Below are 25,524 nucleotides of genomic sequence, written 5' to 3'. Positions count from 1 at the left end.
TTGACTCTCCTCCAATGGAGAACCTAATAAGAACATTTACGGCGATGCGGCCGCCAATCTGAAAACCCGATTGATGAAATCCAGTTGCCGCTCATGATATATGAAGGGCACCGCGGTCCTGCGTCAGACGACGCCTCCCCCTTTCGGGACCTGGATTGTGGTCGAGCAGCGAGCTCGTGACGGAAGAACTCCGGTAGCGACCGAGAAGCCCATAAAGACGTGCCCGGTCTACTTCCAGTTGGCGGCAGACCAAGCCGACATCGGCAGGTGACAGTCGACCCTTCGATGCCAGGGGACGGATGACTGCCTCGCGCGATACAGCCTTCTGCCAGACCGCATCGTCCCCCCGTGCTTGTCGGGTTTTCGGCTCATCGACGGTCGCCCTCGCGTTCAACCACGCGGGCCTATCGCCTTCCGCTGCTGTTCAAGGGCAACGACTTTGTACACACCGACATTGCCGTTGCTTGATCAAATGACGTTGGAGCGGACAACGAAAAACGTTTCCGGACGCGCCCTCTGTTTTGGGCGATACCTATGGATGGGTGAGTTCGCGCTGCGCCGAGGGCGTGGCACAAGTACATTTCGGGCGCTTACCTCCGATGTCTGGCTGGCATATTTATCTCGTTGCACCACCGGCGAAGGCCACATCAAGGACCCAAGAGGTAATGCCCTTTTACCATCTCCTTTGCCGCACAACGCGCTTTTCACGATGGCGAGCGATGCATGGACTTGATCTCGCTTGCGACAAGCACCTGCCATTGCCACAGATTGCGATCACGGATACCGTGTTGTTCCAGGTGCAGAACCGTCAGGTACAGATATTCCGCGCATGAGCCCATATGGCCGCAGGCGCGCGCCAACACGCGCGCAACAGCTGACAAGGGCAATTTTAAAGAGACGTGCTCACCGTTTGGGCCACCCAGAAACCAGCGCGCGCAGATAACCTTGATCTGTCTCGACCGTGATCCAACGGATTGCCTTGACGTCTTCGAGAGATCCTATCTCCCGCCGCAACAACCTCCGGATCTGGGCAAGCCGATCATCATCCGGCAAGCGATACGCCATCCCCGCGCAGCGCCCGCCCCGGTCAAGCGCCATCATCAATCCCGGCTGCTCCCGCGTGCCTCTCCAGCGGTTGAGCAGCAGACAAAACGAGCGATGCCACCCTCGAGCAATCGCCCGGCGGCTTTCGACGGCGTCGAAGTCGGGTTTCCAGATCAAGGACCCGTAAGCAAAAATCCACAGGGGCTGTCGTTGGCTTTCGAAAAATATCCGCTCAGCGACAGCCTCCAATTCGACGTCACTCAGCGATGGACGTCGCGGATCTGGGCCGAGGTCCTCTTCCTGCCGGAAGCAAAGCGCGACAAGCTCGGCGGTCAGGACATTCGGCTGTCGCCCGTCATAAATCGTCTCCCGTGATGGAGCTCACACCAACGCGAATGCCGAGCTCAATGGACGGTAAATATCGCCATCTCTTGCCGGCGCTGTTCAAGCGTGCGCAAAAGCGAGGCCGTTTCTTCGACGATCGCCGAAAACGTTGCATCGTCGGCGTCTGCGATCCTGCCAGCCATCTCTTCGATCACAGCAATTAACTGCACGATTGGGATAAGATGCTGGGCGTCGCCATGGGACTCGAAGGCGGTCACCATTTGCATCATTGCGTGAACAAGCCGCTCAATAACCTGGCGCCGATCTTCCCTTGAACCCATCGCTGGAGCGTCCGACAAGTGCAGCGGGTCATTGATTAGATCGGACATTCGCGTCTTCCTTTCGTTCAAATGGCCGAAGCTGCGCGCCGGCACCGAGCCGACCAACAGGGTGGCGTCTCTGATACGACCTGGCCATCAGATGGCCCCGATGACCAGTGCCAAAATAAAGGCGAACGACGAGACGATGGAACCGACCGCCATGCAATGCGTGGGTTTGGACTCGATGTTCCTGATATCCGACTTCGGGATCTGTCGACGAAGGTCAAACACAAGCGCCATTGCCGGTCCCTCAATACCAAGGTCCTGGGGCCGAGCGCCAATAGTAGAGTTCCTATTCACGTAACGACAGGTTGCCTTCGTCGCGCCTCTCGCCCCTTGACGCCTCGCCGCTATTTTGGTCGCGTTGCGCGGCGTTCGGCCTGCGAAGAAAAATGCTATCGAAACGCGCTATGAGGTAGTTGACGAAAGTTTGCAGCATACGATCCTCCGTTTTTTCACGATTGAGACTGCAAGGATCTGGCTCATGGAGTGAGCGGATACCGGCGCGCATTCGTCAGCAATTCGTGTACCGAAGCGATAGGGCCGAAGAGCAGGAGAAGGCGGTTTTCTTCCGTTTTCTCCAGACGATATCGCCGTGCGAAGTCGAGAACCCTCCAGAGCTCCTCGGATGGGAGTGTCGTATTGGCCTTGTCCATCATTGCATCCTAATCGAGTGGAACAGGGTACGCGCAGCTCGTTACTCAGCCGCGGCAAGAACAGCATTTACGCCAGGAAAGAATGCGGCGAGCTCGCTGACGACATCGCCAATTCGATTTGAGAGCGACTCGGAGGACACACGATAGTCTGTGAAGTCGCGGTCCGACGCGTAAACGGCCGTCGGTAGTGTATGCGACATGAAAAACCCGAACAGAGGACGCAATTGATGCTCCACCATCAAAGCGTGACGATCGCCGCCCCCCGTCGCTGCTATGATGATTGGTTTACCCCGCAGCTCGTGCGGATCGATCAGATCAATCAAGTGTTTGAAGAGGCCCGGATAGGAGCCCTTGTAGGTCGGCGCGCCGACAACAAGAGCGTCCGATCCGACGATGGCATCAACGACTTCTTTCGCCTGATCATCAAGATCCTTGCGCCAGAGAGCACTGCCAAGCGAAGCACCAACATCGTAGAGGTCATAAATCTTACTTGCAAAGCCGTACCGTTCGGCAGCGCGATCAGCGACATCCTGAACAAGGGCGTATGTCTTCGAAGGCCGATTGAAGCTGCCGACGATACCGACGAGTTTGGGAGCCGCCATGTGGTTTCCTTCCTTTGCCATTCTCGCACGCCAAGCCGCGCCAATCGTGCTGATAAATATTATCCATAAAAATACTAGATTAAAGCAACGACGAACCTTCATCACGCCGGAGAGGGGAAAATCTATCCTCGCTGGCTGTCTGCGCTATCGGACCGTTCCCCGTGTCCGCATCCACCGATTTCGATACCGGCAAGATATATTGGGTGCCCTAGCAGTTTGAGCTGGGTGGCCTCGATGCGACATCGAAATAAGAATTTGCGGGCCGCCTCAATCCAAGATTTTCTCGCAAGGTTGCGCTCTGGTAATCCTGCCTCGCAAGATCGCGCTTTTTAAGTTCTGGAAGACAAGGATCACAAAATCTTCGAGATCCCTTGGTAGGATCCGATCTCGCTCATTTGTGTTGACCCAGCCCAGTTTCGGCGCAATGAAGCTGACAAAGTCATGGATGATCTGCCGCCGATACTCCTAGTCCGCGAATTCGTCAGGAAGTTCCAACCTGAGTTCGCTAACACGCGGCAGTATGGGATCGGCAAGGACTAGCTCCAGAATCTGCCTCTCCCTGTCGCGTCAGCGTTCGCTCGTAGCGCCCCGCCTCGCAATCGCGATAACGTCTGCGGGTCAGTATCGGCTCTGTCGAGAGGAACGATGACACGAACGAGCGCGACCCGCTTTTCGTGGATGCCGGCAGCCCGATAGGTTTCAAGTTAGCGCGACTACGCGACGAAGAAATCATCCGTCTCCTTACCGGCAAGGCCGGCGCGACGGTGTGGAAATCACTGGCAATAAACGCTTGCACCGCATGGCTCGTCGCTGAGCATGTTTCAGCATCTGCGCGGCGGCGCGTCCACCGTGTTCGCTAGCAATCAGTCGGGAGATGATCCAGGGGGGCAAATGATTTCTACATCTGGGCTATCAGAGGCAGGACTTTCTCTCTCCACGAGGGCCGAAGGTAAAGTTCTGCGTTAAAATATTCCACTTAATGAATAGAGTAAGCCTGCTTAACAACGGAGATAGCCATGCGAGCGAAACGACTCACGAATTTTTTTACGATGGCGCTTCTCGCCAGCAGCATCCAGATCGGCGGACTGGGTTTTGCATTTGCCGACACGACGATTCTGAATGTCTCCTACGACCCGACGCGTGAACTCTACAAGGATTTCAACGCGGCCTTCGCTGAAAAATGGAAGGCGGATACCGGGGAAACGGTGACGATCCAGGCATCGCACGGCGGCTCCGGCAAACAGGCGCGTGCCGTCATCGACGGGCTGGAAGCCGACGTCGTGACATTGGCGCTCGAAGCCGATATCGACGCCATCGCCAAAGGAACCGGCAAGATTCCGGCTGACTGGAAGACCAAGTTCGAAAACAACAGCGCGCCCTACACCTCGACGATCGTCTTCCTGGTGCGCAAGGGCAATCCGAAGGGCATCAAGGACTGGGGCGATCTCGTGAAGGATGACATCCAGGTCATCACGCCGAACCCGAAGACCTCGGGCGGCGCCCGCTGGAACTTCCTGGCCGCCTGGGCATGGGCGCGCGCGGCCAATGGCGGCGACGATGCCAAGGCGCAGGAATATGTCAGCCAGCTCTTCAAGCATGTTCCCGTGCTCGACACCGGCGCGCGCGGCTCGACGACCACCTTCGTCCAGCGCGGCCTCGGAGACGTTCTGCTCGCCTGGGAAAACGAAGCCTATCTCTCGCTCGAGGAACTCGGCCCGGACAATTTCGACATCGTCACTCCGTCCATCTCGATCAAGGCTGAGCCGCCGGTCGCGCTGGTCGACGGCAATGTCGATGCCAAGGACACCCGCAAGGTGGCCGAAGCCTATCTGCAATATCTCTATTCGGATGTCGGCCAGAAGCTTGCGGCAAAACACTACTATCGCCCCTTCAAACCGGAAGCCGCCGACCCGGAGGACATCAAGCGTTTTGCCGATGTTAAGCTCGTCACTATTGACGAATTCGGCGGATGGAAGGAAGCTCAGCCAAAATATTTTGGAGATGGTGGGCTCTTTGACCAGATCTACAAGCCAGGACAATAAGACTTTATGACCGCACGCGCAGCTTCGCTGTGCAAATCAGGCAGCCGAGCGTCATTCCGGGATTCGGATTGGCGCTCGGCGTTACTTTGTCATGGCTCACTCTCGTCATCTCATTCCTCTCTCCGGCCTCGTTTGGCGCTCCAGCGTCCTGGGCTGGGCAACCTTCTGGGAACTGGCCAACGACCAGCGCACGGTCAACACCCTGCGTATCAACTTCGGCACGGCCTTTCTCGCCGCGCTGATCAATGTCGTCTTCCGGTAGGTCTTGCGATGGGGCTCAATCGCTGGGCAAAGGGCGTTCTGGATACACCCATCGAATTTTATTGGCCGCTCCCGCCGCTCGCCTATCTGCCGCTCATGATCATCTGGCTGGGTATCGGTGAGACCTCCAAGGTGACATTGCTGGTTCTGGCAATGTTCACCCCGATCTGCCTGTCGGCCCAAGCTGGCGTTCGATCCCTGCCACTCGAGCGTGTCAATGTGGCGCTGACGCTGGGTGCCAGCCGATGGAACCTGTTCTTCGATATCGTCCTGCCGTCGGCCCTGCCGGAAATCCTAACGGGGATCCGCATTGCCCTGGGCGTGGGCTGGGGCACCTTGGTTGCGGCCGAGCTGATCGCCTCGACAAGAGGCATCGGTTACATGATCATGTCCGCATCGCATTTCCTGGCAACCGATGTGGTTTTCGTGGGTATAGGCATTATTGCATTGTGTGCATTCGCGTTTACGCTTGGGATGCGATCACTGGAAGTATGGCTGGTTCCGTGGAAGGGAAAGAGCTGAATTCTGGAGCACGCGCAGATCACTGCCTGGACGACCCGGTCGGCCCCTCGGCGGTGCCCAGCGGCGAACCATCGACAAGTTCAAGAGATCACCCATGCGGCGTCGGGACAACACTCCAAGTGCACAGAGTGTCACTTCCCGCATGAGGTTGCTGCGTATGGCTACGAAAAAGTCAGCTGTCTGAGCGAGACGCGCACGAAACATTTTCTACAAAGCCAGCAGAAAAAGAACAACCTGTCTTTCTCGTTATCGGTTTGTGCCCTAGCCTTTCTGCATGGCGAGTCAAACGGGATCATCTTCAACATTGGATAGTCAGTACGTCTGGAAGGGGGAGACGATGATTAAATGTGGCTTGCTACAAAAGTACCCTATTGGCGGGAGGTAGCGCAGCAAGCCTTTGACCTTTTTCCACATGAGGATGACTTCTAGGTTGTTCGTCCGCTCGACGCCATCCGATCGCCAAACAATGCACTGAACCCTGGCAGGAACCAACCTTGACGGTAACAGCCTGATGATATGGCTTGCTGATTCATCAATGAAGCATCCCCAAACCGAAGCAGTCCAATGAAAGAGCCTATATCAGACCAGATCCTTACCGCCGCCGGTGCGCTTTTTTATCGCGAAGGTATCCGCGCCGTTGGCATAGATCGAATCATCGAAGAAGCGAAGGTTGCCAAGGCAACCCTCTATCGACACTTCCCGTCCAAGGACCATCTCGTTGCAGCCTATCTCCAGGATCGCCACGACCGTGTTATCCGTTCGTTGCAGGAGGTTTTGGATGCCGCGGGTGCTCCGAGGGATCAGATCAAGCTGATTTTCGAGCGTTTGTACGAAAAGGCCGATAGCCCGGAGTTTCGGGGCTGCGCGTTCGCTCTTGCAGTCGCCGAGCACGGCGATTCTCAACGCGTCGTGTCGATAGCGCGAACGCACAAGAAAACTGTGAGGGACATATTTCGCGCCATCATGTCGAGAGCTGATGTCAGACCTGACCAAGCCTCTGCCCATCTTTCCCTCCTCTATGAAGGAGCCCTTGCCACGGTGGCAGTCGAACGCGATCCGCAGGCCGTTCTTGTTGCCCGCGACTGCGCACTTTCCGTCTTCGACGCGGCGATCTCCTCGACCCGAACTCTTGAGAAGAACTGACAATGACAAAAACCATCGATTACTTCTTCGGCATTGGCTCCCCCTGGGCTTTCATCGGCCTGGAGCCGTTTGCCGCCCTTGCCTCGCGGCATGGGGCATCGATACGCCCATATGTCATCCCGCTGATCGAGGACAACGGTGCGATCTATTCCCGTAACCGGCCGGAAGCACGCCGCGCCTATTGGACGAAAGATCTAAAGCGGTGGGCGTCGCTGCGGGGCAAGACGCTGAATTTCGAAAACCGCGCCGCCCTCTCCGACCCGACGCCTGCCGGGTTTATGATTATCGCCGCCATCGAGAACGGTGCAGACTGGTTGACGCTGACAGGCGTGCTTCAAGACGCCTTTTGGGCACGCCGAGAGGACATCGGCCAAACCGAGGTCCGTCAAGCAATTGCGGATGCAGCGGGGTTCGATGGTGCAAGGCTTGAAGAACTTGCCCAAGCGGATGCGGTGCAGTCGATCTGGAAATCGAATGTCGAGACCGCCAAGGCCGCCGGCGTTTTTGGCCTTCCCACCTTCCGATACGAGGACGAACTCTATTGGGGACAGGATAGCCTGCCTTTCCTCGATCGCCATCTGAAGGGCGAAAAGCTCGTCGCCTGATCTCATCGCATGGCGCGGCATTGTCGTGCCATGCGCCGGACACGCGTTGCGTTTCTCCCGACCATACTCGGAGCGTCTCATGTCTGTTTCCCTACCGGGCTCGCTCGTCTCCACCGAATGGCTGGCGGCGCATCTCGATCATCAGAACCTCGTCATTCTCGACGGATCCTTCAAGCTGCCCGGCGCGACGCCGATCGCTTCAGAGGATTTTGCCAGTCGTCACATTCCCGGCGCGCGCTTCTTCGACATCGACACGATCGCCGATCACGAGACGTTGCTGCCGCACATGCTGCCGTCCGCCGACGCGTTCGAGCGCTACGCTGGCGATCTCGGCATTTCGAACGACAGTGTCGTCGTGGTTTACGACACGCCCGGCCTGATGTCGGCCGGACGGGTCTGGTGGACCTTGCGCACCTTCGGCCATGACACGGTCGCGATCCTCGATGGCGGGCTCAAGAAGTGGCTGGCCGAGGAACGCGCTGTGACCCATGAGGTCGTAGCGCCAGCCAGCGCACGGTTCCACGCAACATTCGACCCGACCGCTGTCCGCTCAAAGGCACAGGTTCTCGACAATCTGGGAAGCCGGGCGGAGCAGGTCATCGATGCGCGCTCGGCCGGTCGGTTTACCGCTGAGGAAAAAGAGGCACGGCCGGGCCTGCGCTCCGGGCATATTCCCGGCAGCCTCAATCTTCCCTTCAACGCCCTGACCGATCCGCAATCCGGCGAACTTCTCCCGGTGGAGGACATCCGCAAGGCATTCGAGACTGCCGGTCTTGATCTCTCCAAGCCGGTCATTGCGAGCTGCGGCTCGGGCGTGACCGCCGCCGCACTTGTTTTTGGACTGCATCTCCTCGGCAAGGAAGACGTCGCCGTCTATGACGGCGCCTGGACCGAATGGGGCCAGCCGGGTGAGGCACCTGTCGACATCGGTCCGGACAAGCGCGGAGACGGCAGATGAGCGTGCTCTCTTCCGGTCTCTCCGAAACGCTTAACGCTGTCTTCGGGGATCGTTTTTCCACCGCGCGCGCCTTGCGCGAACAGCACGGCCGCGGCGAATCCCATCACACGCCTGCCATCCCGGATGCCGTCGTATTTGTGGAAAGCACCGAGGAAGTGGCCGAGACCGTCCGGCTCTGCGCAGCTGAAGGCGTGCCGGTGATCGCGTTTGGCGCGGGTACTTCGCTCGAGGGTCATCTGACGGCGGTCCGTGGCGGCGTTTCCATCGATCTTTCGCGGATGTCGCAGGTCATCCGCGTCAGTGCCGAGGACCTTGATTGCACTGTGCAGGCCGGGGTGACGCGGGAACAACTGAACATGCACCTGCGCGACATGGGCCTGTTCTTCCCGATAGATCCCGGCGCCAACGCCTCGATCGGCGGCATGGCCGCGACGCGCGCCTCCGGAACGAACGCGGTTCTGTACGGAACCATGCGCGAGAACGTCCTGTCGCTGACCGTCGTCCTGCCGACCGGACAGGTCATCCGCACCGGCGGCCGGGCACGCAAGTCTTCTGCTGGTTATGACCTCACCCGGCTGTTTGTGGGCTCCGAAGGCACGCTCGGCATCATCACCGAAGTCACGCTCAGGCTCTACGGCATCCCGGAAACGATTTCCGCGGCGCTCTGCTCGTTCGAAAGCGTCGACCAGGCGGTCAATGCTGCGATTGCGGTCGTGCAGCTCGGCATTCCGGTTGCCCGGATGGAGTTGATGGACCGCGGGCTGATCCAGGCGGTCAACGCCTATTCCAATCTATCGCTGAAAATCGAGGACACACTCGCCTTCGAATTCCATGGCTTTCCGGAGGGGGTTCGCGAGCAGGTCGAGATGGTCAGGGCGATCGTCGAGGACAATGGCGGCAAGAATTTCGAATGGGCCAACGCGCCGGAGGAACGCAATCGGCTTTGGAAGGCGCGCCATAACGCATTCTATGCGGTCGTCTCCCAGCGGCAGAACGCAAAGGGCTGGTCATCCGACGTCTGTGTGCCTGTCTCGCAGCTGAGCGGCTGCATCGTCAAGACGCGCGAGTTTTTGCAGGGCTGTAGCGTTCCGGCCGCTATCCTCGGCCACGTCGGCGACGGCAACTACCATGTCGTCTTCGCTGTCGATCCAACGAACCAGACAGAGATCGATGAGGTCGCGATCATCAACAAGAAGATGGTCGAATACGCGATTTCGGTCGGCGGTACCTCGACCGGCGAACACGGCGTGGGCACTGGCAAAATCGCTTATCTGCGCCAGGAACACGGCGACGCCGTCGAGCTCATGGCCGTCATCAAGCAGGCGATCGACCCCAGAGGCATTATGAATCCGGGCAAGATCCTGCCTTCTTAGACGTCATCGGCCTGTCAGCAATCACTTTGATCGCCGGGGTATTCCGCACATGAACGAGTTCAAGACACATAGCTCTCATTGGGGCGCATTTTCCGGACGTTACGAAAACGGAAAGCTTGAAATCCGTCCCCATTCCGATGACCCACATCCGTCGCCCTTGCTGGGCAACCTGCCGGCGATCGCCGATAGCCCCATGCGCATCAGGCGTCCAGCAGTCAGGCGCGGTTGGCTCGAGGGCACCCCCGGCAACGCGCAGTCTCGCGGGGCAGACGATTACGTGGAAGTCAGCTGGCCGCAAGCGCTGGATCTTGTCGCGAAAGAGCTTCGGCGCGTTTACGGAGATTTCGGACCGCAGGCCGTGTTCGGCGGTTCCTACGGATGGGCCAGTGCCGGACGGTTCCATCATGCTCAGAGCCAAGTCCACCGCTTTTTGAATCTGCTGGGCGGATATGTGCGATCCGTCAACACCTATAGTTCCGGCGCTGCGATGGTCATTATCCCGCATGTCCTGGGACCATACGACCACGTCGAACGCAAGAGCGTCACCTGGGATGCCATCGAGCGGAGCAGCGAACTGATCGTAGCCTTTGGCGGAATGGCGATCAAGAACGCGGATGTGCATGGCGGCGGCAACAGCCAGCATATTGTCCGCGACAAACTGAAGGGAGCCAGCGCGCGCGGTGCCAGCTTTGTCCTCATCAGCCCGTTAAACGATGATTTCCCCTCTGAGGCGAATGCCGAATGGCTGCCGATCGTGCCGGGAACCGATGTCGCGCTGATGCTCGGCCTTGCCCATGTGCTGGTCAGGGAAGGATTGCATGACCGCGGATTTCTCGACCGCTATACGGTCGGCTACGAGCGTTTCGAGGATTATCTGCTCGGCCGGACCGATGGCGTCGAAAAAAGCCCGGAATGGGCTTCCGGCATCTGCGGCATCGGCGTCGAGGCCATCAGGGATCTGGCGCGGACAATGGCGGGAGCAAGGACACTGATTACCGTCAGCCATTCGCTTCAACGTGCCGACCATGGCGAGCAGCCGGTCTGGATGGGCATCGTGCTGGCCGCAATGCTCGGACAGATAGGACTGGACGGCGGCGGGTTCTCTTATTCTCTTGGGGCGTTGGGCAACACAGGCAAACGCCAGCTCTCCGTTCCATTGCCCACACTAAGTCAATTCCATAACCCGGTCTCGGATTTCATTCCCGTTGCGCGCATCGCCGACATGCTCCTCAATCCGGGCGAGGCGTTCAACTATAACGGTTATGCATTACGCTATCCCGATATCCGGCTCGTCTATTGGGCGGGGGGCAATCCGTTTCATCACCATCAGGATATCAACAGACTGCGGGCAGCATTCAAGAGACCCGATACCATCATCGTGCATGAAACGGCCTGGACGTCTTCCGCGCGTCACGCCGACATTGTCCTGCCGGCCACGACGACGCTCGAGCGAGACGATATCGGCGCATCGAGCGGCGATCCCTTGATGATCGCGATGAAGAAGCTCATCGAGCCGGTCGGCGAAGCGCGGGACGATTATGAAATCTTCTCGCAAATAGCACGCCGTCTCGGAACGTTCGAAGCGTTCACCGAAAACCGAACCAGCAAGGAATGGCTCGTTTTCCTGTTCGAGACGACGCGCAAGGCGCTTGCCGCGGGCGGACACGAGGCTCCCGACTTTGAAATCTTCTGGAAACGCGGCGAGCTGTTGCTGCCGCTTCAGCCTGATGACGGCGGGCCTGCACGCGCTTTCCGCCAAGACCCGGCGGGGGCAGCGCTACAAACACCATCCGGGAAAATCGAAATCTTTTCCAAGACCATCGAGAGCTTCGGTTACGACGATTGCCGTGGTCATCCGCAATGGTATCCACTCAGACCGGAAGCAGAGGCGGATGAGCGCCGCTATCCGCTCCATTTGATCTGCAACCAGCCGCATTCGCGTCTGCATAGCCAGCTGGACTATGGCGATTTCAGCCGATCCACCAAGATCAAGGGCCGGGAACCGGTGCGAATCAATCCGGCCGATGCGGCCGAGCGCGGCATCTTGGATGGCGACATCGTCAGGCTGTTCAATGCCCTTGGCAGCTGCCTTGCGGCAGCGGTATTGAGCGAAGACCTGCGAAAGGGCGTCATGCAGCTTGCGACAGGCGCGTGGTTCGAGCCCGACGATCGAGCCGCCGACAAGACCATGTGTATCCACGGCAATCCGAACATCCTCACACGCGATGTCGGAACCTCCCAGCTAGCCCAGGCCTCAACCGGGCAGCTGACCCGGGTGGAGGTCGAACGGTTCGACGGTGAACCGCCTGCGGTGCGGATATTCGAGGGGTTGAGTTTCATAGACGACGCTGACAGGTCCAGCACGAAGGCCAGTAACCGGTAAATTTGCTTTCGCCGGTCAGGGACAGGCGCCTCCTCAATCCCGGCGCCGATAGTCGAACGGACCGGTCGAGCAGCGGAATGAATGGCGCCGCCCGAGGTCCATTTTGCACCCATCACCGCCATGGTCGAAAAAGCTCCACAATCAAAGATCCCGCCAAGCCCGGAAAAGCTGATCCTCACACGCCCGGAAACGGAACAAAATAATCCATAAATTTAGTAGAAAAAGAACAACTGGTCTTTCTCCTTCTCCATACCGTGCTTAGGCTATGCGTCATGATCTGCTTGGCAAACAACACAGGACCGCATCATGACCGAACGCTCTTTTCTGCTCTCCCTTTCCCGGCGTCGTCTGCTGATCGCCACCTCCGCGCTAGCAACCGCCGCGTTGGTGGCAACGGCGGGGTTCTCGCCGGCTCTGAGTGCGGACAGCCCAAGCAACGGCGGTGACATCACCTTCCTGATCGATTCGCTGGGCGACACCTGGATCCCGAACAACAGCGCGATCTCCAGCTTCCAGGGCCACATCTGGGGACATGTGACCGATAAACTCCTTTACGTCGACGCCGACGGCAAGGTCAGCCCCTGGCTCGCCGAGCGCTGGGAGCAGAACGACAAGGCGACCGAATTCACCCTGCACCTGAAGAACGGCGTGACATTCTCCGACGGGTCCCCGCTCGACGCATCGGCCGTCGTCGCCAACCTCGACATCTGGTACGCCGGCCGCAAGAACGAGGGTATCAACCCGATTGGACTCTTTCCGAAGACCTACGACCATGCCGAGGCGATTGACGCGACTACAGTGAAGGTCTTCTTCAAGAAGCCGACGCTCGGCTTCATCCCGACGCTTGGCTACCACGGTTCGATCCTCATCTCACCGAAGACCATTGCTCAGCCCGCCACGGATCAGGCGGACCTGAGCAAGACCTCCGGCAGCGGCCCGTACGTGGTCGATAGCTGGAAGGAAGGCGACTTCGTCAAGCTGGTCAAGCGCAAGGACTACAACTGGGGTCCCGCGGCAGTCGGCCACACCGGCCCGGCCTTCCTCGACTCCATCACCTACAAGCTAGTCTCCGAGCCATCGCTGCGGGTCGCCTCGGTTCAGTCCGGCCAGGCCGACGTCGCCTACAACGCCTCCCCACAGGAGCTGCTGTCCCTCAAGGCGGAAGGCTTCACCATTGCGACGCCGCGCTATCTCGGCTTCGTCAACGGCTTGGCGATCAACACCAAGCTGGCTCCGTACGATGACGTGAAGGTCCGCCAGGCCCTCCAGGCCGGCATCAACCGCCAGGAAATCATCGACACCGTCTACACGCCCGACTGGAAGCTGGCGACGTCCTTCATCCAGAGCAACGTGCCGGGGGCGACCGACCACAGCGATCTGCTGGCCTACAGCCCGGAGAAGGCCGAAAAGCTCCTCGACGAGGCGGGCTGGACCAAGGGCGCAGACGGCATCCGCGCCAAGGACGGCAAGCCGCTGTCGCTGACACTCCACTCCAATCCCTACCTCGCAACCTCGAAGGCAGTCGACGAACTCATCGCCCAACAACTCGGCAAGATTGGCTGGAAGGTCGGCATTCAGGCTTACGACGTCGTAACATATGGCCAGAAGGTCAAGTACGGCGGCGCGGCTGTGCCAGCCTACGAGGTGACGCGCAGCTTCATCGACGCGGGCATCGTCGCCAGTATCCTGACCAACGCCAACAACGGCGAGAACTGGTTCGCCCTCGACGAGAGCGACAAGACGCTCAACGAACTGCGCGACAAGATCGCCAGCGCTGGCTCGACCGAAATCCGCGAACCGCTCCTGGACGAACTGCAGAAGTATGTCCTCGAACAGGGCTACTTCATCCCGCGCACGCAGATCGTCCAGCGCATCTACGTGCAGTCGCCGACGCTCAAGGGCGAGACATACAACGGCGTCGCCTATGCCAGCTACTACACGGCAAGCAAGACCGAAAGCGAGTAAGTCGCGATGCAACCGATGAATGTGAGGCGACAGGCATGAACAACGCCTACCTGACCTATGCCATGAAGCGTCTCGCTCAGGCCGTCGTCGTCATCGTGCTGACTTACATCTTCACGTTCGTCGTCGTCAGCATTCTGCCGGGCGACCCGATCACCAATGTCCTGAACAATCCTCAGAACGGATTTACCGAGCAGGAGATCAAGGAGATTGTCGCCGCCCAGGGCCTGGACAGGCCGGTCCTGGTTCAGCTGTGGGCATCCTTTTCCGGCTTCGTCACCGGTGACCTCGGCCTTTCGATGCGATCCAACCGGCCCGTCACGACCCTGATCGCCGAGGTGCTGCCATCGACGCTGATCCTCGCAACCACGGGTCTTGTCGTCGCGTTGCTGCTGGCGGTCGTGATCGCCTATGGCACCCAGTTTCTTCCGAAACGGTATGGCCAGGGCTTGCTGCGGGGCTTTCCGTCCTTGTTCCTGTCGGTGCCCAATTTCGTGATCGGCCTCGTATTGATCCACATCTTCGGCTTCCAGATCGGTCTTTTCCGGGTCATTGAGCCCGACAGCTTCTGGGCGACCCTTTTCGCAGCAATCGCGCTCGGCATCCCCATATCCGCACAAATCGCCGAAGTGCTCATCGCCAACCTCGACCACGAGTCCGAGCAGGAATACGCCGCCGTCGCGCGCGGCCGAGGGCTCGGGCAGATGCGCCTCTTCACCAAACACCTGCTGAAGCCGTCATCCTTGCCGGTCATTACCGTCATCGCGCTGACGATCGGCGAACTGCTCGGCGGCTCGCTGATAACCGAGACGGTGTTCGGACGCACCGGTATCGGCAGCCTTGTGCAGCGTTCGGTGAGCACCCAGGATCTCCCTGTCCTGCAGGCGGTGGTCTCGCTGGCAGCCGTGGTCTTCGTACTCGTCAACCTGATCGCCGACCTTGCCTACCCGCTGCTCGACCCGCGCGTAAAGCTCCTCGGCGCTCCCGAACGTCGTCCAGCCACAGCTGACGAAGGCTCCGCCGGCATTTCAAAGGCGGTGACATCATGACCCTCCTCTCCGCCTACTCCATCTCGCGCGTGACCCTGGACAGCCGGCTGACAGCCCTCCGGATACCGCCGACCGTCGCGCTTTCGTTCGCGATCATCGCGCTCGCGATCGGCTGGTCGCTCGCCCCCGGCCTGTTCACGAGCCATGACCCGGTCAACGGCGTTCCCGCTCACAAGCTGCTCGGCCCCAGTGCCGAGAACTGGTTCGGCACCGACCACCTGGGTCGCGACCTCTATAGCCGCGTCGTTTATGGCACGGTTTCCTCGGTATCCAGCGCACTCATTGCCGTGGTCATAGGTGTCGTCGCCGGCGGCATCATCGGCCTTCTGGCCGGCTTCCTTGGCGGCTGGGTGGACACTGTGCTCGCCCGCTTGGTCGACGTGCTGCTGGCGATCCCAAAATTCCTGCTGGCCGTCATCGTCGTCACCGCGATCGGCTTCGACACCACGAACGCCGCCATCGCCACCGGCGTCTCTGCGGTAGCCGTCTTTGCCCGGGTCATGCGCTCCGAAGTCATCAAGACCCGGCGGGCGACATTCGTTGAAGCGTCGTTCCTCTCGGGCGGCTCGCGCTGGCACATCTTGTGGCGGCATGTGCTGCCGAACGCGTCACGCTCGGTGCTCCCGCTCGCGGTGCTGCAGTTCGGCGACTCGATCCTGGTGATCGCAAGCCTTGCTTTCCTCGGGTATGGCGACCCGCCACCGGCCTCCGACTGGGGCCTGCTGATCTCGATCGGCAAGGACTACCTCAAATGGCCATGGCTGGTATACGCACCCGCCTTCGTCACAATCGCGACCGTCCTCTCTGTGAACAGGATCAGCCGATGGCTCCGCAAGACAGACTGAACTTCACTCTCGCCCATGGTGAGATCACGACGCTAAATCTACAGCGATCTGCCCCCCTGCTCCTCGTCAAGGGCATGTCCGTCTCTTACGGGCCGCAGGAGGTCGTTACCGACGTTGGCTTCGAACTGGGCCGCGGCAAGAGCCTCGCCCTCATCGGGGAGTCAGGCTCGGGCAAGTCGACCATCGCCCGCGCGGTGCTGCGACTGCTTCCTGGCAGAGGGCACGCTACCGGCCGCGTCGAGTTCGACGGCCAGGAAGTTCTCGGCCTCTCGGAGCGTCGTTTCCGGCCTTTGCGGGGACGGGCCATCGGCTTTGTCCCGCAGGATCCCGGCAACTCGCTCAACCCGGTACGGACGATTGGCGCCCAGGCGATGGAGGCGGCAGCTCTCCTCGACGAGCCCAACAAGGCAATCCAAAAGGCGCTTATCCTTGATATGTTCGCCCAGGTCGGGCTCGACAACCCCCAGCGTGTCTACGACTCGTACCCGCATGAGCTGTCGGGCGGCATGCTGCAGCGCGTGCTGATCGGCCTTGCGGTCCTCCCACGGCCCTTGCTCCTGGTCGCGGACGAGCCGACCTCCGCGCTGGACGTCACGATCCAGAAGCGGATCCTCGACCTGCTCTCCCGGCTACAGCAGGAACTCGATATCAGCCTGCTTTTGATCACCCACGATCTTGCGATCGCCGCCGAACGGGCGGACTCGCTGGTGGTGCTGAAGGACGGCCTCGTCCAGGAAGCAGGCAGGACCGCAGCTGTCTTCTCGTCGCCGGCGTCGGCATACGCGAAAAAGCTGCATGCCGACGTCCCGGCCCTCAACCCCAACCGCTATGCCAGGCTGCGCGATCCCGGCTTCCGTCGGCTCAAAACCGATGCCGGCAAGGCACCGAAGATCGAGGTCGGTGGCGTCACCAAGACCTTCACGGTCGACGGCAAGATACTGACGGCTGTCAACGATGTGTCGTTCACCGTCCCGGCCGGTACCACGCATGCGCTGGTCGGCGAGTCGGGCTCAGGCAAGACAACGACGATCCGGCTGCTGCTGGGGCTCGATGAACCCGACGCCGGGAACATCACGGTTGCCGGCGAGCGGCTCGCCGGTCGCTCGAACGGGTCTCTGCGCGCGGTGTGGCGGCATCTTCAGTTCGTTTATCAAAACCCGTTCACCTCGCTCGACCCGACCTGGAAGGTCGAGCAGCTGGTGCGCGAGCCGCTCGACCGGTTCAAGATCGGGACGCGTGAGGAACGGGCTGAGCGGGTCCGGGAAGCGCTGGCCAATGTCGGGCTCGGCGAACACCTGCTCTCACGCAAGCCGGAAGCCCTGTCAGGCGGCCAGCGCCAGCGCGTGGCCATCGCCCGGTCGCTGGTCCTCAAGCCGGACGTGATCGTGCTCGATGAGCCCACCTCCGCGCTCGACGTCAGTGTCCAGGCCGACATCGTCGAGGTGCTGCTCTCGCTGCAGGCCAAGCTCGGCCTGACCTATGTGTTCGTCTCCCACGATCTGGCCCTGGTGCGTCAACTCGCCCACACTGTCTCGGTGATGCAGCGCGGCCGCATTGTCGAACATGGGACCGTCGCCGACATCTTCGACAACCCCCAGCAGCCCTATACTCGGTCTTTGCTGGCGTCGATCCCGTCCGGCGCAGCCGATATTGCCCGCGCGCCACACCCGCAACCCCGGCGGATATTCAACGAGGAAATGATCGCATGAACGTCACCGCGCCCGCCAGCACGCTACCCGCACAGTTCCGTCCGAAGCAGCGGCTCGGCTTCAATACGCGGGTATCGTTCAACGATGAGGCTGGCCCGGCGCAGGGGCTGCGCGACGGGATCGAGCTGTTCAAGGCCGCCGAACGGCTGGGTTACCAGTCGGGCTGGGCCTACCAACGGCACTTCGACAACTACCTGTCTTCACCGCTTCCGTTCTTTGCCGCTGCCGGCCAGCATACGCAGCATATCACGCTGGGCTCCGCGGTCATCCCGATGCGCTATCAAGATCCGATCCTGCTCGCCGAGGCGGCCGGCACGACAGATCTGTTGATCGGTGGCCGGCTGGAGCTTGCCATCTCGACCGGTACCAACGCGGCGTTCGACGCAGTGTTCGGCGCGGTCGATACCGATGCCCGGACGGAGGCCAAGCGCCGCCAGGCGCGCTTCCTTGCCGCAATTGCAGGCGAGGTTCTCCACACCGTCGCCGGACCCGGACAGGGCGCCCCGGAAGGCGCCGAGCTGCGCGCGACGCCTCACAGTCCGACCCTGCGCTCCCGTATCCGGCAGGGCTCGGCCAGCCTTGACTCCGCCGTGCAGGCGGCCGAACTCGGCATCGGGCTCATCTCCGGGACCGTCCAGCACGACTACGCCGAAGGTGAGAGTTTCGGTGAATACCAGGCGCGCATCATCGAGGCCTACCGCAGCACCTGGCGTAAGACGTGGGGCAACGAGCCGCCTTCGGTCGCCGTCGCTGCCTCGATCCTGGTTGGCACCACCGCCGAACTCAGGGAGAAATACGCCAACTACGACCTCGAGCGCCGCACCCTTGGTATTGCCGCGTCTCGCCCAAAGGGTGCCCTTGAACCAACCGTGCGGACCAACCAGCCGCCCGGGACCCAGATCTCCCCGGTCTTCCATGGCACTCCCGAGCAGGTGATCGAGGCCGTCCTCAACGACCCGGGCCTCGCCGCCGCGGACGAGATTGTGCTCTTCCTGCCGCCAGGCTTCGGTCTCGCCGAGAATGTGCGGCTGCTGTCCGATCTGACGGAGACGGTGGCCTCGAACCTTGGCTGGTCGCCTGGCTTTTGAATAGACGCAAGCGGGCCATCGATGGGGTAGCATCGTTGTCTCGCCTGCATGTGGATTGCTGAACAACGTAGCTCGGCCACTTCATTGCGATGACAACCCGGTGATCCTGCTCCAAGCCACAAACGGCGATCAGCGCTCCATAGACAGTCTTCATCGCGCGAATATTTTCTACGTATTCTATAGAAAAAGAATGACCTGTCTTCCTCTCCGTTTTTCAACGCTCTAACTTGACTGCATGATTATACAACCTTAGGGAGACACGCCCACATGGCCGCAGAATTCATCAGCGTAACCTTTGCGAATGAATCGAATGACCTCAACCCCCTTCCCGACGCGCCGGTGGATCCGCAGTTTCTTGAGCGGTACGCGCGCGCGCTTGACGACTACGGTTTCAACTATACGCTGATCCCCTATTCCTCATCCTCCTTCGATCCTTTCACTCTTGGCGCCACGATTCTCGCACATACGAAGAACATCAAGATCATCGTCGCTCTGCGTCCGAACACCGTCTATCCAACCGTCGCAGCGAAATCACTGGCGACGCTTGATCAGTTGAGCGGCGGGCGCGTCGTTGTCCACTTCATTGCCGGCGGCAGCGACGAAGAGCAGGCGCGTGAAGGCGACTTCCTCAACAAGGAAGAGCGTTACGAGCGGCAGGAGGAATATATTCGCATCCTGCGCCTAGTCTGGACGTCGACAGAGCCCTTCGATTTCGATGGGAAATATTATCAGTTCAAGCAGTTCCGCAGTGCCGTGCGCCCCACGAATGGCCTTATTCCCATCTCGCTGGGCGGATCGTCGGACGCCGCTTACCGGATCGGTGGTTCGCTCGCCGACATTTTCGGCCTCTGGGGCGAGCCGCTCGCAGAGACAAAACAGCAGATCGACCGGGTCTATGCCGAAGCCGCCAAGGCCGGCCGGACGGATCGTCCCCGCATCTGGGTCACATTCCGCCCGATCGTGGCTGAAACCGACGAGCTGGCCTGGGTGAAGGCGCATCAGATTCTGGACCAACTGAACGACAACCGTCAGAAAGGTCTCGGACGGTCGCCGCTTTCCGCTCCGCGCCCTGCCAATGTCGGCTCGCAGCGACTCCTGGACATTGCTGCCCGCGGCGACGTGCATGACCGTGCCTTATGGTATCCAACAGTCACTGCGACCAACGCAGGTGGCGCCACCACCGCGCTGGTGGGATCGCCGCGAACCATCGCCGATTCCATTCTCGATTACATCGATCTTGGTGCCGACCTGATCTCCATCCGCGGCTACGACAATTACAACGATGCCGTCGATTATGGCCGCTACATCCTGCCGCTGGTGCGTGAAGGCCTCCGCGAGCGGGAAGAGGCCAGGAAGAAAGCGGCCGCGTGATGATCGCGGTCCGGCCCGGGTTTCACACTACATTCAATCCCACAATCACCAGGTGAGGCGGCGTTCATCGCGTCGAGGGATATTGCTGGCTCCATCAGAAAGCTTGAATGACATGCCCTATGACAGAAGCGTACTCGACGCGACCGCGCGGGTTCTTGCGGATGCGGCGCCGGACGCGGATCGTACCGGTCAGTTTCCCTGGGTCGGTATTCGTGCCGTTCATGAGAGCGGCCTTCTCGAAAGCACGGTTGCTACCCGCCATGGCGGCGACGGTGCCACGCTTTACGATGCCGCCACCATTCTGGCGGCGCTGGGCCGGGGCGATCCGTCGGTCGCGCTGATCAGCGCCATGACGATCTTCACCCATCTCGGCCAGGCAGGAAAGAACCATTGGCCGGAAGATCTCTACAAGCGGCTTCTGGCAGAGGGAAAGCAGCGCCCGCTCCTGCTCAACGCCGCTCGCGTCGAGCCGGAACTGGGGTCGCCAGCGCGCGGTGGCCTGCCGGCAACGCTTGCCCGGCGCACAGCAAACGGCTGGTCGATCACGGGCCGCAAGCGCTTCGTGACCGGTGCGCACGGTCTGACCCATTTTCTCGTTTGGGCTCATACCGACGAAACGCCGTCCCGGGTCGGAACCTTCGTCGTGCCGAACGGGCTGCCCGGCATTTCCGTGATCGAAAACTGGAACAGCCTCGGCATGCGCGCCACAGGTTCGCATGACGTCGACTACACTGACGTCGAAATTCCGGCAGAAAACGTCCTGGAACTCGTGGATCCCTCTGTGGCTCAGCAGGACAATCGCGCCCATGCGGCGATCACGCTGGCGCTGACCGCGATCTATCTCGGCGTGGCGGAAGCTGCGCAAGAAGCCTTCACCCGCTTCGCGCATGAGCGGGTACCGGCCAATCTTGGCTATCCCATCGCCCGCACGGAGCGGTTTGTGGCGCTTTCGGGTGAAATCGACCTGCTCGTCTCAGGTGCCCGACAGATCATTTTCGACGCGCTCGGGGCTGGCCAGGGCGATGCGGAAAGGCACATTCGGGCCCGGCTCATCGCCGGCCGGCAACTCCGCGACGCCGTGCAGATCGCGGTGCGCAGTATCGGCAATCCAGGCCTGGGCGCAGATCTGGGCCTTGAACGACATTTCCGCGACATCCAGGCCGTGCTCGTCCATGCTCCGCAGGAAGACACATCCATTTCCATTCTGGGCCGCGCCGCCTTCGACAGATGGAACCGGGATCAGGCCGCCTCGCACTCCGTGACGGACCTTCCTATCCTCAAGACAGCCTGACGCGATCGGACGGACATGACACGCTACATTATCATCGGCGCCGGCGCAGTGGGCGCGAGCCTTGCCGCAGAGTTCGAGACGCACGACATTCCCTACGTTCTGGTGGGACGTGGCGCGCAGATCGCTCATATCATCCGCCACGGCCTTTCCTATCGCCGTCCCAGAGAAACACGCGTGGTGCGACTGAACGCGGTCGACACCGCGACGCCGCCGGCCTTGAAAAGGGGCGATATCCTCATCCTCACGGTCAAGGCGCAGGACGTCGAGGCAGCAACCGATTTCTGGGCCTGGCGCGATGTGGATGGTGGGGGCCTTGCATCCGAACTGCCGCTGGTGACGCTGCAAAACGGTCTGGCGGCCGAGGATATCGCGCTTCGACGCTTCGATCGTGTCTATGCGGCAAGCGTCAAGATCCCCGCGCGCTATACCGTGACGGGCGAAGTCGTCGTCGGCAGCGAGCCGAACCTCGGCGTGGTGACGCTCGGGCGCTATCCGCACGGACTGGACGAGACCGCATCGGCAATCGTCTCCGATCTGACGAAGGCCGGATATCTGGCGGAGGCCCGCGCGGACATTCGCCGCTGGAAGGCCGCGAAGCTGGTACACAACGTGACGAACGCGACCGAGCTTTTCGCCGGCACAGCGGAGGCCCTCGCTAAGGCCGCCACCGAACTGGCCGACGAAGCCCGGACCGTCCTGAAAGCAGCGGGATACGACCCGGCAGAGCCTTCGGAGCGAACCATTGACATTTCCGGCTGGCACGTCGCGGAAGACAGCGGCATCGAACATGGCCAGCAATCGACTTGGCAGAGCTTTGCGCGCGGCACGTCGAGCGAGGTTGACTACCTGAACGGCGAGATCGTGCGGCTCGGGCGTCTTCACGGCGTACCCGTACCCCTCAATGCGGCCTTTCAGCGGGCGGCGGCGAAGCTTGCACGCGACGGCGGCAAGCCGGGTTCGCTGGACATCGCGGAGATCGAATGGTCGGCCTGACCAGAGGGAAAAATAACTTCGAACATGTGCGATCCGTCCGAATTCCACTGGTACATTCCCAACGACGTGAAGGCCGGTCATCGCGGAGATGTCGCGGCCGAAGGCCATAACAGCCTCGACACACTGACGACCCAGGCAAGAGCCATTGAAAAACACGGATGGAAGGGCGCTTTGATCGGCACCGGTTGGGGACGTCCCGACACATTCACGATCGCGACAGCGCTTGCTGCGCAAACGACGACGTTCGAGCCGTTGATCGCCGTACGCCCCGGCTACTGGAAACCTGCGAATTTCGCCTCCTCAGCGGCGACGCTCGATCAGTTGAGCGGCGGACGCGTGCGGGTCAACGTGGTGTCCGGCCAGGACGAACTCGCGGCCTATGGAGACAGCGAGGGTGACCAGGCACAACGCTACGCCCGCACGAAGGAGTTCATGCGGCTGATTCGCCGTCTCTGGACCGAAGAGAACGTCACCTTCACCGGCGACCACTTTCAGGTAACTGCGTCCACGGTGGTGCCGACGCTTGAAGCCCGAGGCAACCGCCTTCATCCGAAACTCTATTTCGGGGGTGCTTCGGAAGCGGCCGAGCGGGTGGCAGCCACGGAGGCCGACGTTCAGCTTTTCTGGGGCGAACCTCTCGACGGAGTGCGGGACCGGATCGAGCGGCTGAAGACGCTTAGCAAGGCGCTCGATCGCGATATCGCTCCGCTGGAATTCGGCCTCAGGATCACGACCCTGGTGAGAGACACGACGCAACAGGCCTGGGCCGATGCGGAAGCGAAAGTCGCCAAGATGGCCGAAGGCAAGGCCGGCAGCTGGCAGGACCATCGTCACACGGTGGCAGTGGGCCAGCAACGCCTTCTGGATCTTGCCGCGCGCGGCGACGTGCTGGACGACAATCTCTATACCGCGCCAGGTAAGTTCGGTGGCGGCGGAGCGAGCACGACGTGGCTGGTTGGCTCTGCCGAGGAAGTAGCCCGCTCGCTGCGCAAGTACGAGGAAGTCGGAATCACCCATTTCGTGCTGTCCGATACGCCTTATCTTGCGGAAATCCAGCGTCAGGGCGACCGATTGCTTCCTCTTCTCCGTACATAGGTGTATCGCAATGACGTGGCATAAAGTCCTGACGGGTCCAGAATAAGCACCTGCCGCCTGAATGGGATTGAACCGCAGATAGGGCCGTTAGATTGCGTAATCGGGATTTGCAGTTGGTTGCTCCATGGTTACACTAGGCAAATCGGACTTCGGCCTTCCGACCACCCGCGCCGGCACGCCAGCTACCGAGGTATGGGCCGCGACGGCCGACACGACGACGCTGCCAGCCCCCACCCTGGCACCCACACCAATCTCGATATTGCCGAGTATTTTTGCGCCGGCGCCTATGAGGGCGCCCCGGCGAACCTTCGGGTGGCGGTCTCCGGAATCATTGCCCGTTCCGCCTAAAGTAACATCCTGAAGTATGGAAACGTCGTCATCAACGACGGCAGTTTCGCCTATGACGAGCCCGTTTCCATGGTCAAGCATGATCCCGGTGCCCATCCGGGCAGCCGGGTGAATATCAATCGACAGCACCTCGCAGATGCGACTTTGGACGTGGCGCGCCATGTGCTTCTTATCGTTCCGCCAAAGCCAATGTGCTATGCGGTGACCCTGCAAAGCAAGAAAACCCTTAAAGTAGAGGAAAGGGATCAGTAGCTCGGACGTACTCGGGTCTCGATCATACACTGCTTGCAGGTCCGAAACAGCAGACGTTATGATATCGGGAGAGGCGTGAAAAACCTCAAGCGACAACGACGTCAGCACGTCGGCACCAACATCCCTATTCGCGAGTATTTCTGAAAAACGATAAGCCAAACCACAGGCGAAGGTTGGATGAGCCAGTATATTAAGTTGCATTGCCTGGGCAAGCCGTGGATCGTTGTCCACCACCACTCGGGCCTCCGCGGAGAGTGTGGCCCAAACGGCGCCGCAGGGGGAAACGGTGACTGGTGCGGCGGTTCCGCCAAGAGTTGTCTCAGCGGCGGCCCAACTTTGGTCGAAACGATTAGCCAGTCCCATTTGGTTCGTCATGTTTGCTCTTATCTTACCCGATTTGACCCATTTTTTCGGTTATGAGGACTCTATGACGGGCATTCCTAGTCTCCGACATGATACTCGGCAACGTCGCTGATGTTCGCGGTTGAGGCAAGTGCTGCGATATAACCAGGGCTCATCTTGAGGTCGGTCCCCTTAACAACGATATTGGTTCCCGGAAAACAGCACCGAAATCCGCAGGCCTCCTGATCTGCCACGGCCAGTCGTTGAAAATCGACGAAAAGACCTGAGCCAAAAACCTTCGCCGTGGCCTCCTTCCGCGTCCATGCGCGAAGAAGAAATTCTGCTCGTTCAACCTTCTGAGCGTAAAGATAATCAAGCTCGACTTGCCCCAGAGTACCCATGATAGTCGGTAAGAATGAAGCGCTATCTTCAATGCTCTCGACATCCACCCCGATTGCCATCGCGCTTGAAAGGCCTACAAGTGCGAGATCGCCAACGTGTGCGATGCTGACTCCGGGTCCTGAAAGAATAACTGGTTTTCCATAGGGTGCCCGAATGACCTCGACTTTGTCAGGCCGGCACTCGAGCATTGCACCAACGACACCCCGCAAGGCGATCCAACCCGTTACCGAACGATTACGATCCATCACTTGCGTGAAGCGATCTGCACGGCTCGATTCCTCGGTCGAAAGAGGAAGGTCCCATAGTTCAAACTGTTGGTGTGGAACACTTATCGAGATTGCAGCGTGAAAGTCGCCCTGCAACCACTTTCGTCTCAACTCAGAACCGATAGCCGCGAAGTCTTCCATGCGGCGTGCCGCTTCGTATGCGACCATCACGACCTACTCCTGTCAGCGCTCATATCTGAGACACGGGCCCGAGTGCC

The 25,524-nt window shown here is 60.3% G+C and carries 21 protein-coding genes and 3 pseudogenes; 17 read left to right on the top strand and 7 right to left on the bottom strand.

Annotated features, from left to right (window positions below; translation table 11 throughout):
• Positions 1-704: 704 nt before the first annotated feature.
• From ACSQ3F_RS25285 to ACSQ3F_RS25265, 5 genes and pseudogenes are all read right to left on the bottom strand, one after another.
• Positions 705-1,407: pseudogene (locus ACSQ3F_RS25285) on the bottom strand (gamma-glutamylcyclotransferase).
• A gap of 41 nt (positions 1,408-1,448) precedes the next feature.
• Positions 1,449-1,757 (bottom strand): hypothetical protein, encoded by a 309-nt coding sequence (locus ACSQ3F_RS25280; RefSeq protein ID WP_436102954.1) that lies wholly within the window; start codon positions 1,755-1,757, stop codon positions 1,449-1,451.
• Positions 1,758-1,844: 87 nt separating this feature from the next.
• Entirely contained in the window at positions 1,845-1,988 is a 144-nt protein-coding gene (locus ACSQ3F_RS25275; RefSeq protein ID WP_436102953.1) for a hypothetical protein, read from the bottom strand.
• Between the two features lie 457 nt (positions 1,989-2,445).
• Positions 2,446-3,006 (bottom strand): FMN reductase, encoded by a 561-nt coding sequence (gene msuE, locus ACSQ3F_RS25270; RefSeq protein WP_436102952.1) that lies wholly within the window; start codon positions 3,004-3,006, stop codon positions 2,446-2,448.
• Positions 3,007-3,411: 405 nt separating this feature from the next.
• A pseudogene (locus ACSQ3F_RS25265) lies at positions 3,412-3,758 on the bottom strand (LLM class flavin-dependent oxidoreductase); the annotation flags it as partial.
• A 297-nt stretch (positions 3,759-4,055) separates the two neighbouring features.
• On the opposite strand from ACSQ3F_RS25265, the gene ACSQ3F_RS25260 reads away from it, so the two are divergent.
• The 17 genes and pseudogenes from ACSQ3F_RS25260 (at position 4,056) to ACSQ3F_RS25180 (ending at position 23,696) form a co-directional block, all read left to right on the top strand.
• Positions 4,056-5,048: a sulfate ABC transporter substrate-binding protein gene (locus ACSQ3F_RS25260; RefSeq protein ID WP_436103121.1), complete on the top strand. Its 993-nt coding sequence runs from the start codon at positions 4,056-4,058 to the stop codon at positions 5,046-5,048.
• 91 nt (positions 5,049-5,139) lie between these two features.
• Positions 5,140-5,310, top strand: coding sequence for a hypothetical protein (locus ACSQ3F_RS25255; RefSeq protein WP_436103128.1), 171 nt, complete (start codon positions 5,140-5,142; stop codon positions 5,308-5,310).
• Positions 5,301-5,831: pseudogene (locus tag ACSQ3F_RS25250) on the top strand (ABC transporter permease subunit); the annotation flags it as partial. The gene ACSQ3F_RS25255 and the pseudogene ACSQ3F_RS25250, both read left to right, overlap by 10 nt.
• Before the next feature lie 564 nt (positions 5,832-6,395).
• On the top strand, positions 6,396-6,974 hold the full coding sequence (locus ACSQ3F_RS25245) for a TetR/AcrR family transcriptional regulator (protein ID WP_436102951.1): 579 nt from the start codon (positions 6,396-6,398) through the stop codon (positions 6,972-6,974).
• Between the two features lie 2 nt (positions 6,975-6,976).
• The gene (locus ACSQ3F_RS25240) at positions 6,977-7,579 is read left to right on the top strand and encodes a 2-hydroxychromene-2-carboxylate isomerase (protein ID WP_436102950.1); all 603 of its coding nucleotides are present in this window, start codon (positions 6,977-6,979) and stop codon (positions 7,577-7,579) included.
• 79 nt (positions 7,580-7,658) lie between these two features.
• Positions 7,659-8,537 carry a 3-mercaptopyruvate sulfurtransferase gene (gene sseA / locus ACSQ3F_RS25235; RefSeq protein WP_436102949.1) on the top strand — a complete coding sequence of 293 codons (879 nt, stop codon included), beginning with the start codon at positions 7,659-7,661 and terminating at the stop codon, positions 8,535-8,537.
• Positions 8,534-9,910 carry an FAD-binding oxidoreductase gene (locus ACSQ3F_RS25230; protein ID WP_436102948.1) on the top strand — a complete coding sequence of 459 codons (1,377 nt, stop codon included), beginning with the start codon at positions 8,534-8,536 and terminating at the stop codon, positions 9,908-9,910. Before sseA ends, ACSQ3F_RS25230 begins: the two co-directional genes overlap by 4 nt.
• A 49-nt stretch (positions 9,911-9,959) precedes the next feature.
• Positions 9,960-12,293 (top strand): molybdopterin guanine dinucleotide-containing S/N-oxide reductase, encoded by a 2,334-nt coding sequence (locus ACSQ3F_RS25225; RefSeq protein WP_436102947.1) that lies wholly within the window; start codon positions 9,960-9,962, stop codon positions 12,291-12,293.
• 306 nt (positions 12,294-12,599) lie between these two features.
• The gene (locus ACSQ3F_RS25220) at positions 12,600-14,258 is read left to right on the top strand and encodes an ABC transporter substrate-binding protein (RefSeq protein ID WP_436102946.1); all 1,659 of its coding nucleotides are present in this window, start codon (positions 12,600-12,602) and stop codon (positions 14,256-14,258) included.
• A gap of 35 nt (positions 14,259-14,293) precedes the next feature.
• Positions 14,294-15,304, top strand: a complete 1,011-nt coding sequence (locus ACSQ3F_RS25215) for an ABC transporter permease (protein WP_436102945.1) — start codon at positions 14,294-14,296, stop codon at positions 15,302-15,304.
• Positions 15,301-16,149 carry an ABC transporter permease gene (locus ACSQ3F_RS25210; protein WP_436102944.1) on the top strand — a complete coding sequence of 283 codons (849 nt, stop codon included), beginning with the start codon at positions 15,301-15,303 and terminating at the stop codon, positions 16,147-16,149. The genes ACSQ3F_RS25215 and ACSQ3F_RS25210 overlap by 4 nt, the downstream gene beginning before the upstream one ends.
• Positions 16,128-17,858, top strand: coding sequence for a dipeptide ABC transporter ATP-binding protein (locus ACSQ3F_RS25205; protein WP_436102943.1), 1,731 nt, complete (start codon positions 16,128-16,130; stop codon positions 17,856-17,858). Before ACSQ3F_RS25210 ends, ACSQ3F_RS25205 begins: the two co-directional genes overlap by 22 nt.
• Positions 17,855-18,946: an LLM class flavin-dependent oxidoreductase gene (locus tag ACSQ3F_RS25200; protein ID WP_436102942.1), complete on the top strand. Its 1,092-nt coding sequence runs from the start codon at positions 17,855-17,857 to the stop codon at positions 18,944-18,946. Before ACSQ3F_RS25205 ends, ACSQ3F_RS25200 begins: the two co-directional genes overlap by 4 nt.
• 267 nt (positions 18,947-19,213) lie before the next feature.
• Entirely contained in the window at positions 19,214-20,317 is a 1,104-nt protein-coding gene (locus ACSQ3F_RS25195; RefSeq protein WP_436102941.1) for an LLM class flavin-dependent oxidoreductase, read from the top strand.
• 112 nt (positions 20,318-20,429) lie between these two features.
• The gene (locus tag ACSQ3F_RS25190) at positions 20,430-21,608 is read left to right on the top strand and encodes an acyl-CoA dehydrogenase family protein (protein WP_436102940.1); all 1,179 of its coding nucleotides are present in this window, start codon (positions 20,430-20,432) and stop codon (positions 21,606-21,608) included.
• A 15-nt stretch (positions 21,609-21,623) separates the two neighbouring features.
• Positions 21,624-22,601 carry a ketopantoate reductase family protein gene (locus ACSQ3F_RS25185; RefSeq protein WP_436102939.1) on the top strand — a complete coding sequence of 326 codons (978 nt, stop codon included), beginning with the start codon at positions 21,624-21,626 and terminating at the stop codon, positions 22,599-22,601.
• A 24-nt stretch (positions 22,602-22,625) separates the two neighbouring features.
• The gene (locus tag ACSQ3F_RS25180; protein ID WP_436102938.1) at positions 22,626-23,696 is read left to right on the top strand and encodes an LLM class flavin-dependent oxidoreductase; all 1,071 of its coding nucleotides are present in this window, start codon (positions 22,626-22,628) and stop codon (positions 23,694-23,696) included.
• 87 nt (positions 23,697-23,783) lie between these two features.
• Here the strand turns inward: ACSQ3F_RS25180 and cysE are convergent, their stop codons facing one another.
• On the bottom strand, positions 23,784-24,671 hold the full coding sequence (gene cysE, locus ACSQ3F_RS25175) for a serine O-acetyltransferase (protein ID WP_436102937.1): 888 nt from the start codon (positions 24,669-24,671) through the stop codon (positions 23,784-23,786).
• Between the two features lie 65 nt (positions 24,672-24,736).
• The gene (locus ACSQ3F_RS25170) at positions 24,737-25,474 is read right to left on the bottom strand and encodes a 4'-phosphopantetheinyl transferase family protein (protein WP_436103120.1); all 738 of its coding nucleotides are present in this window, start codon (positions 25,472-25,474) and stop codon (positions 24,737-24,739) included.
• Positions 25,475-25,524: the final 50 nt, after the last annotated feature.

The sequence above is a fragment of the Pararhizobium sp. LjRoot238 genome (genome assembly GCF_964252955.1).
Lineage (GTDB): Bacteria > Pseudomonadota > Alphaproteobacteria > Rhizobiales > Rhizobiaceae > Pararhizobium.
Note: the sequence above shows the minus strand (reverse complement) of the source record. Positions and strands in the feature narration are given on the sequence as shown.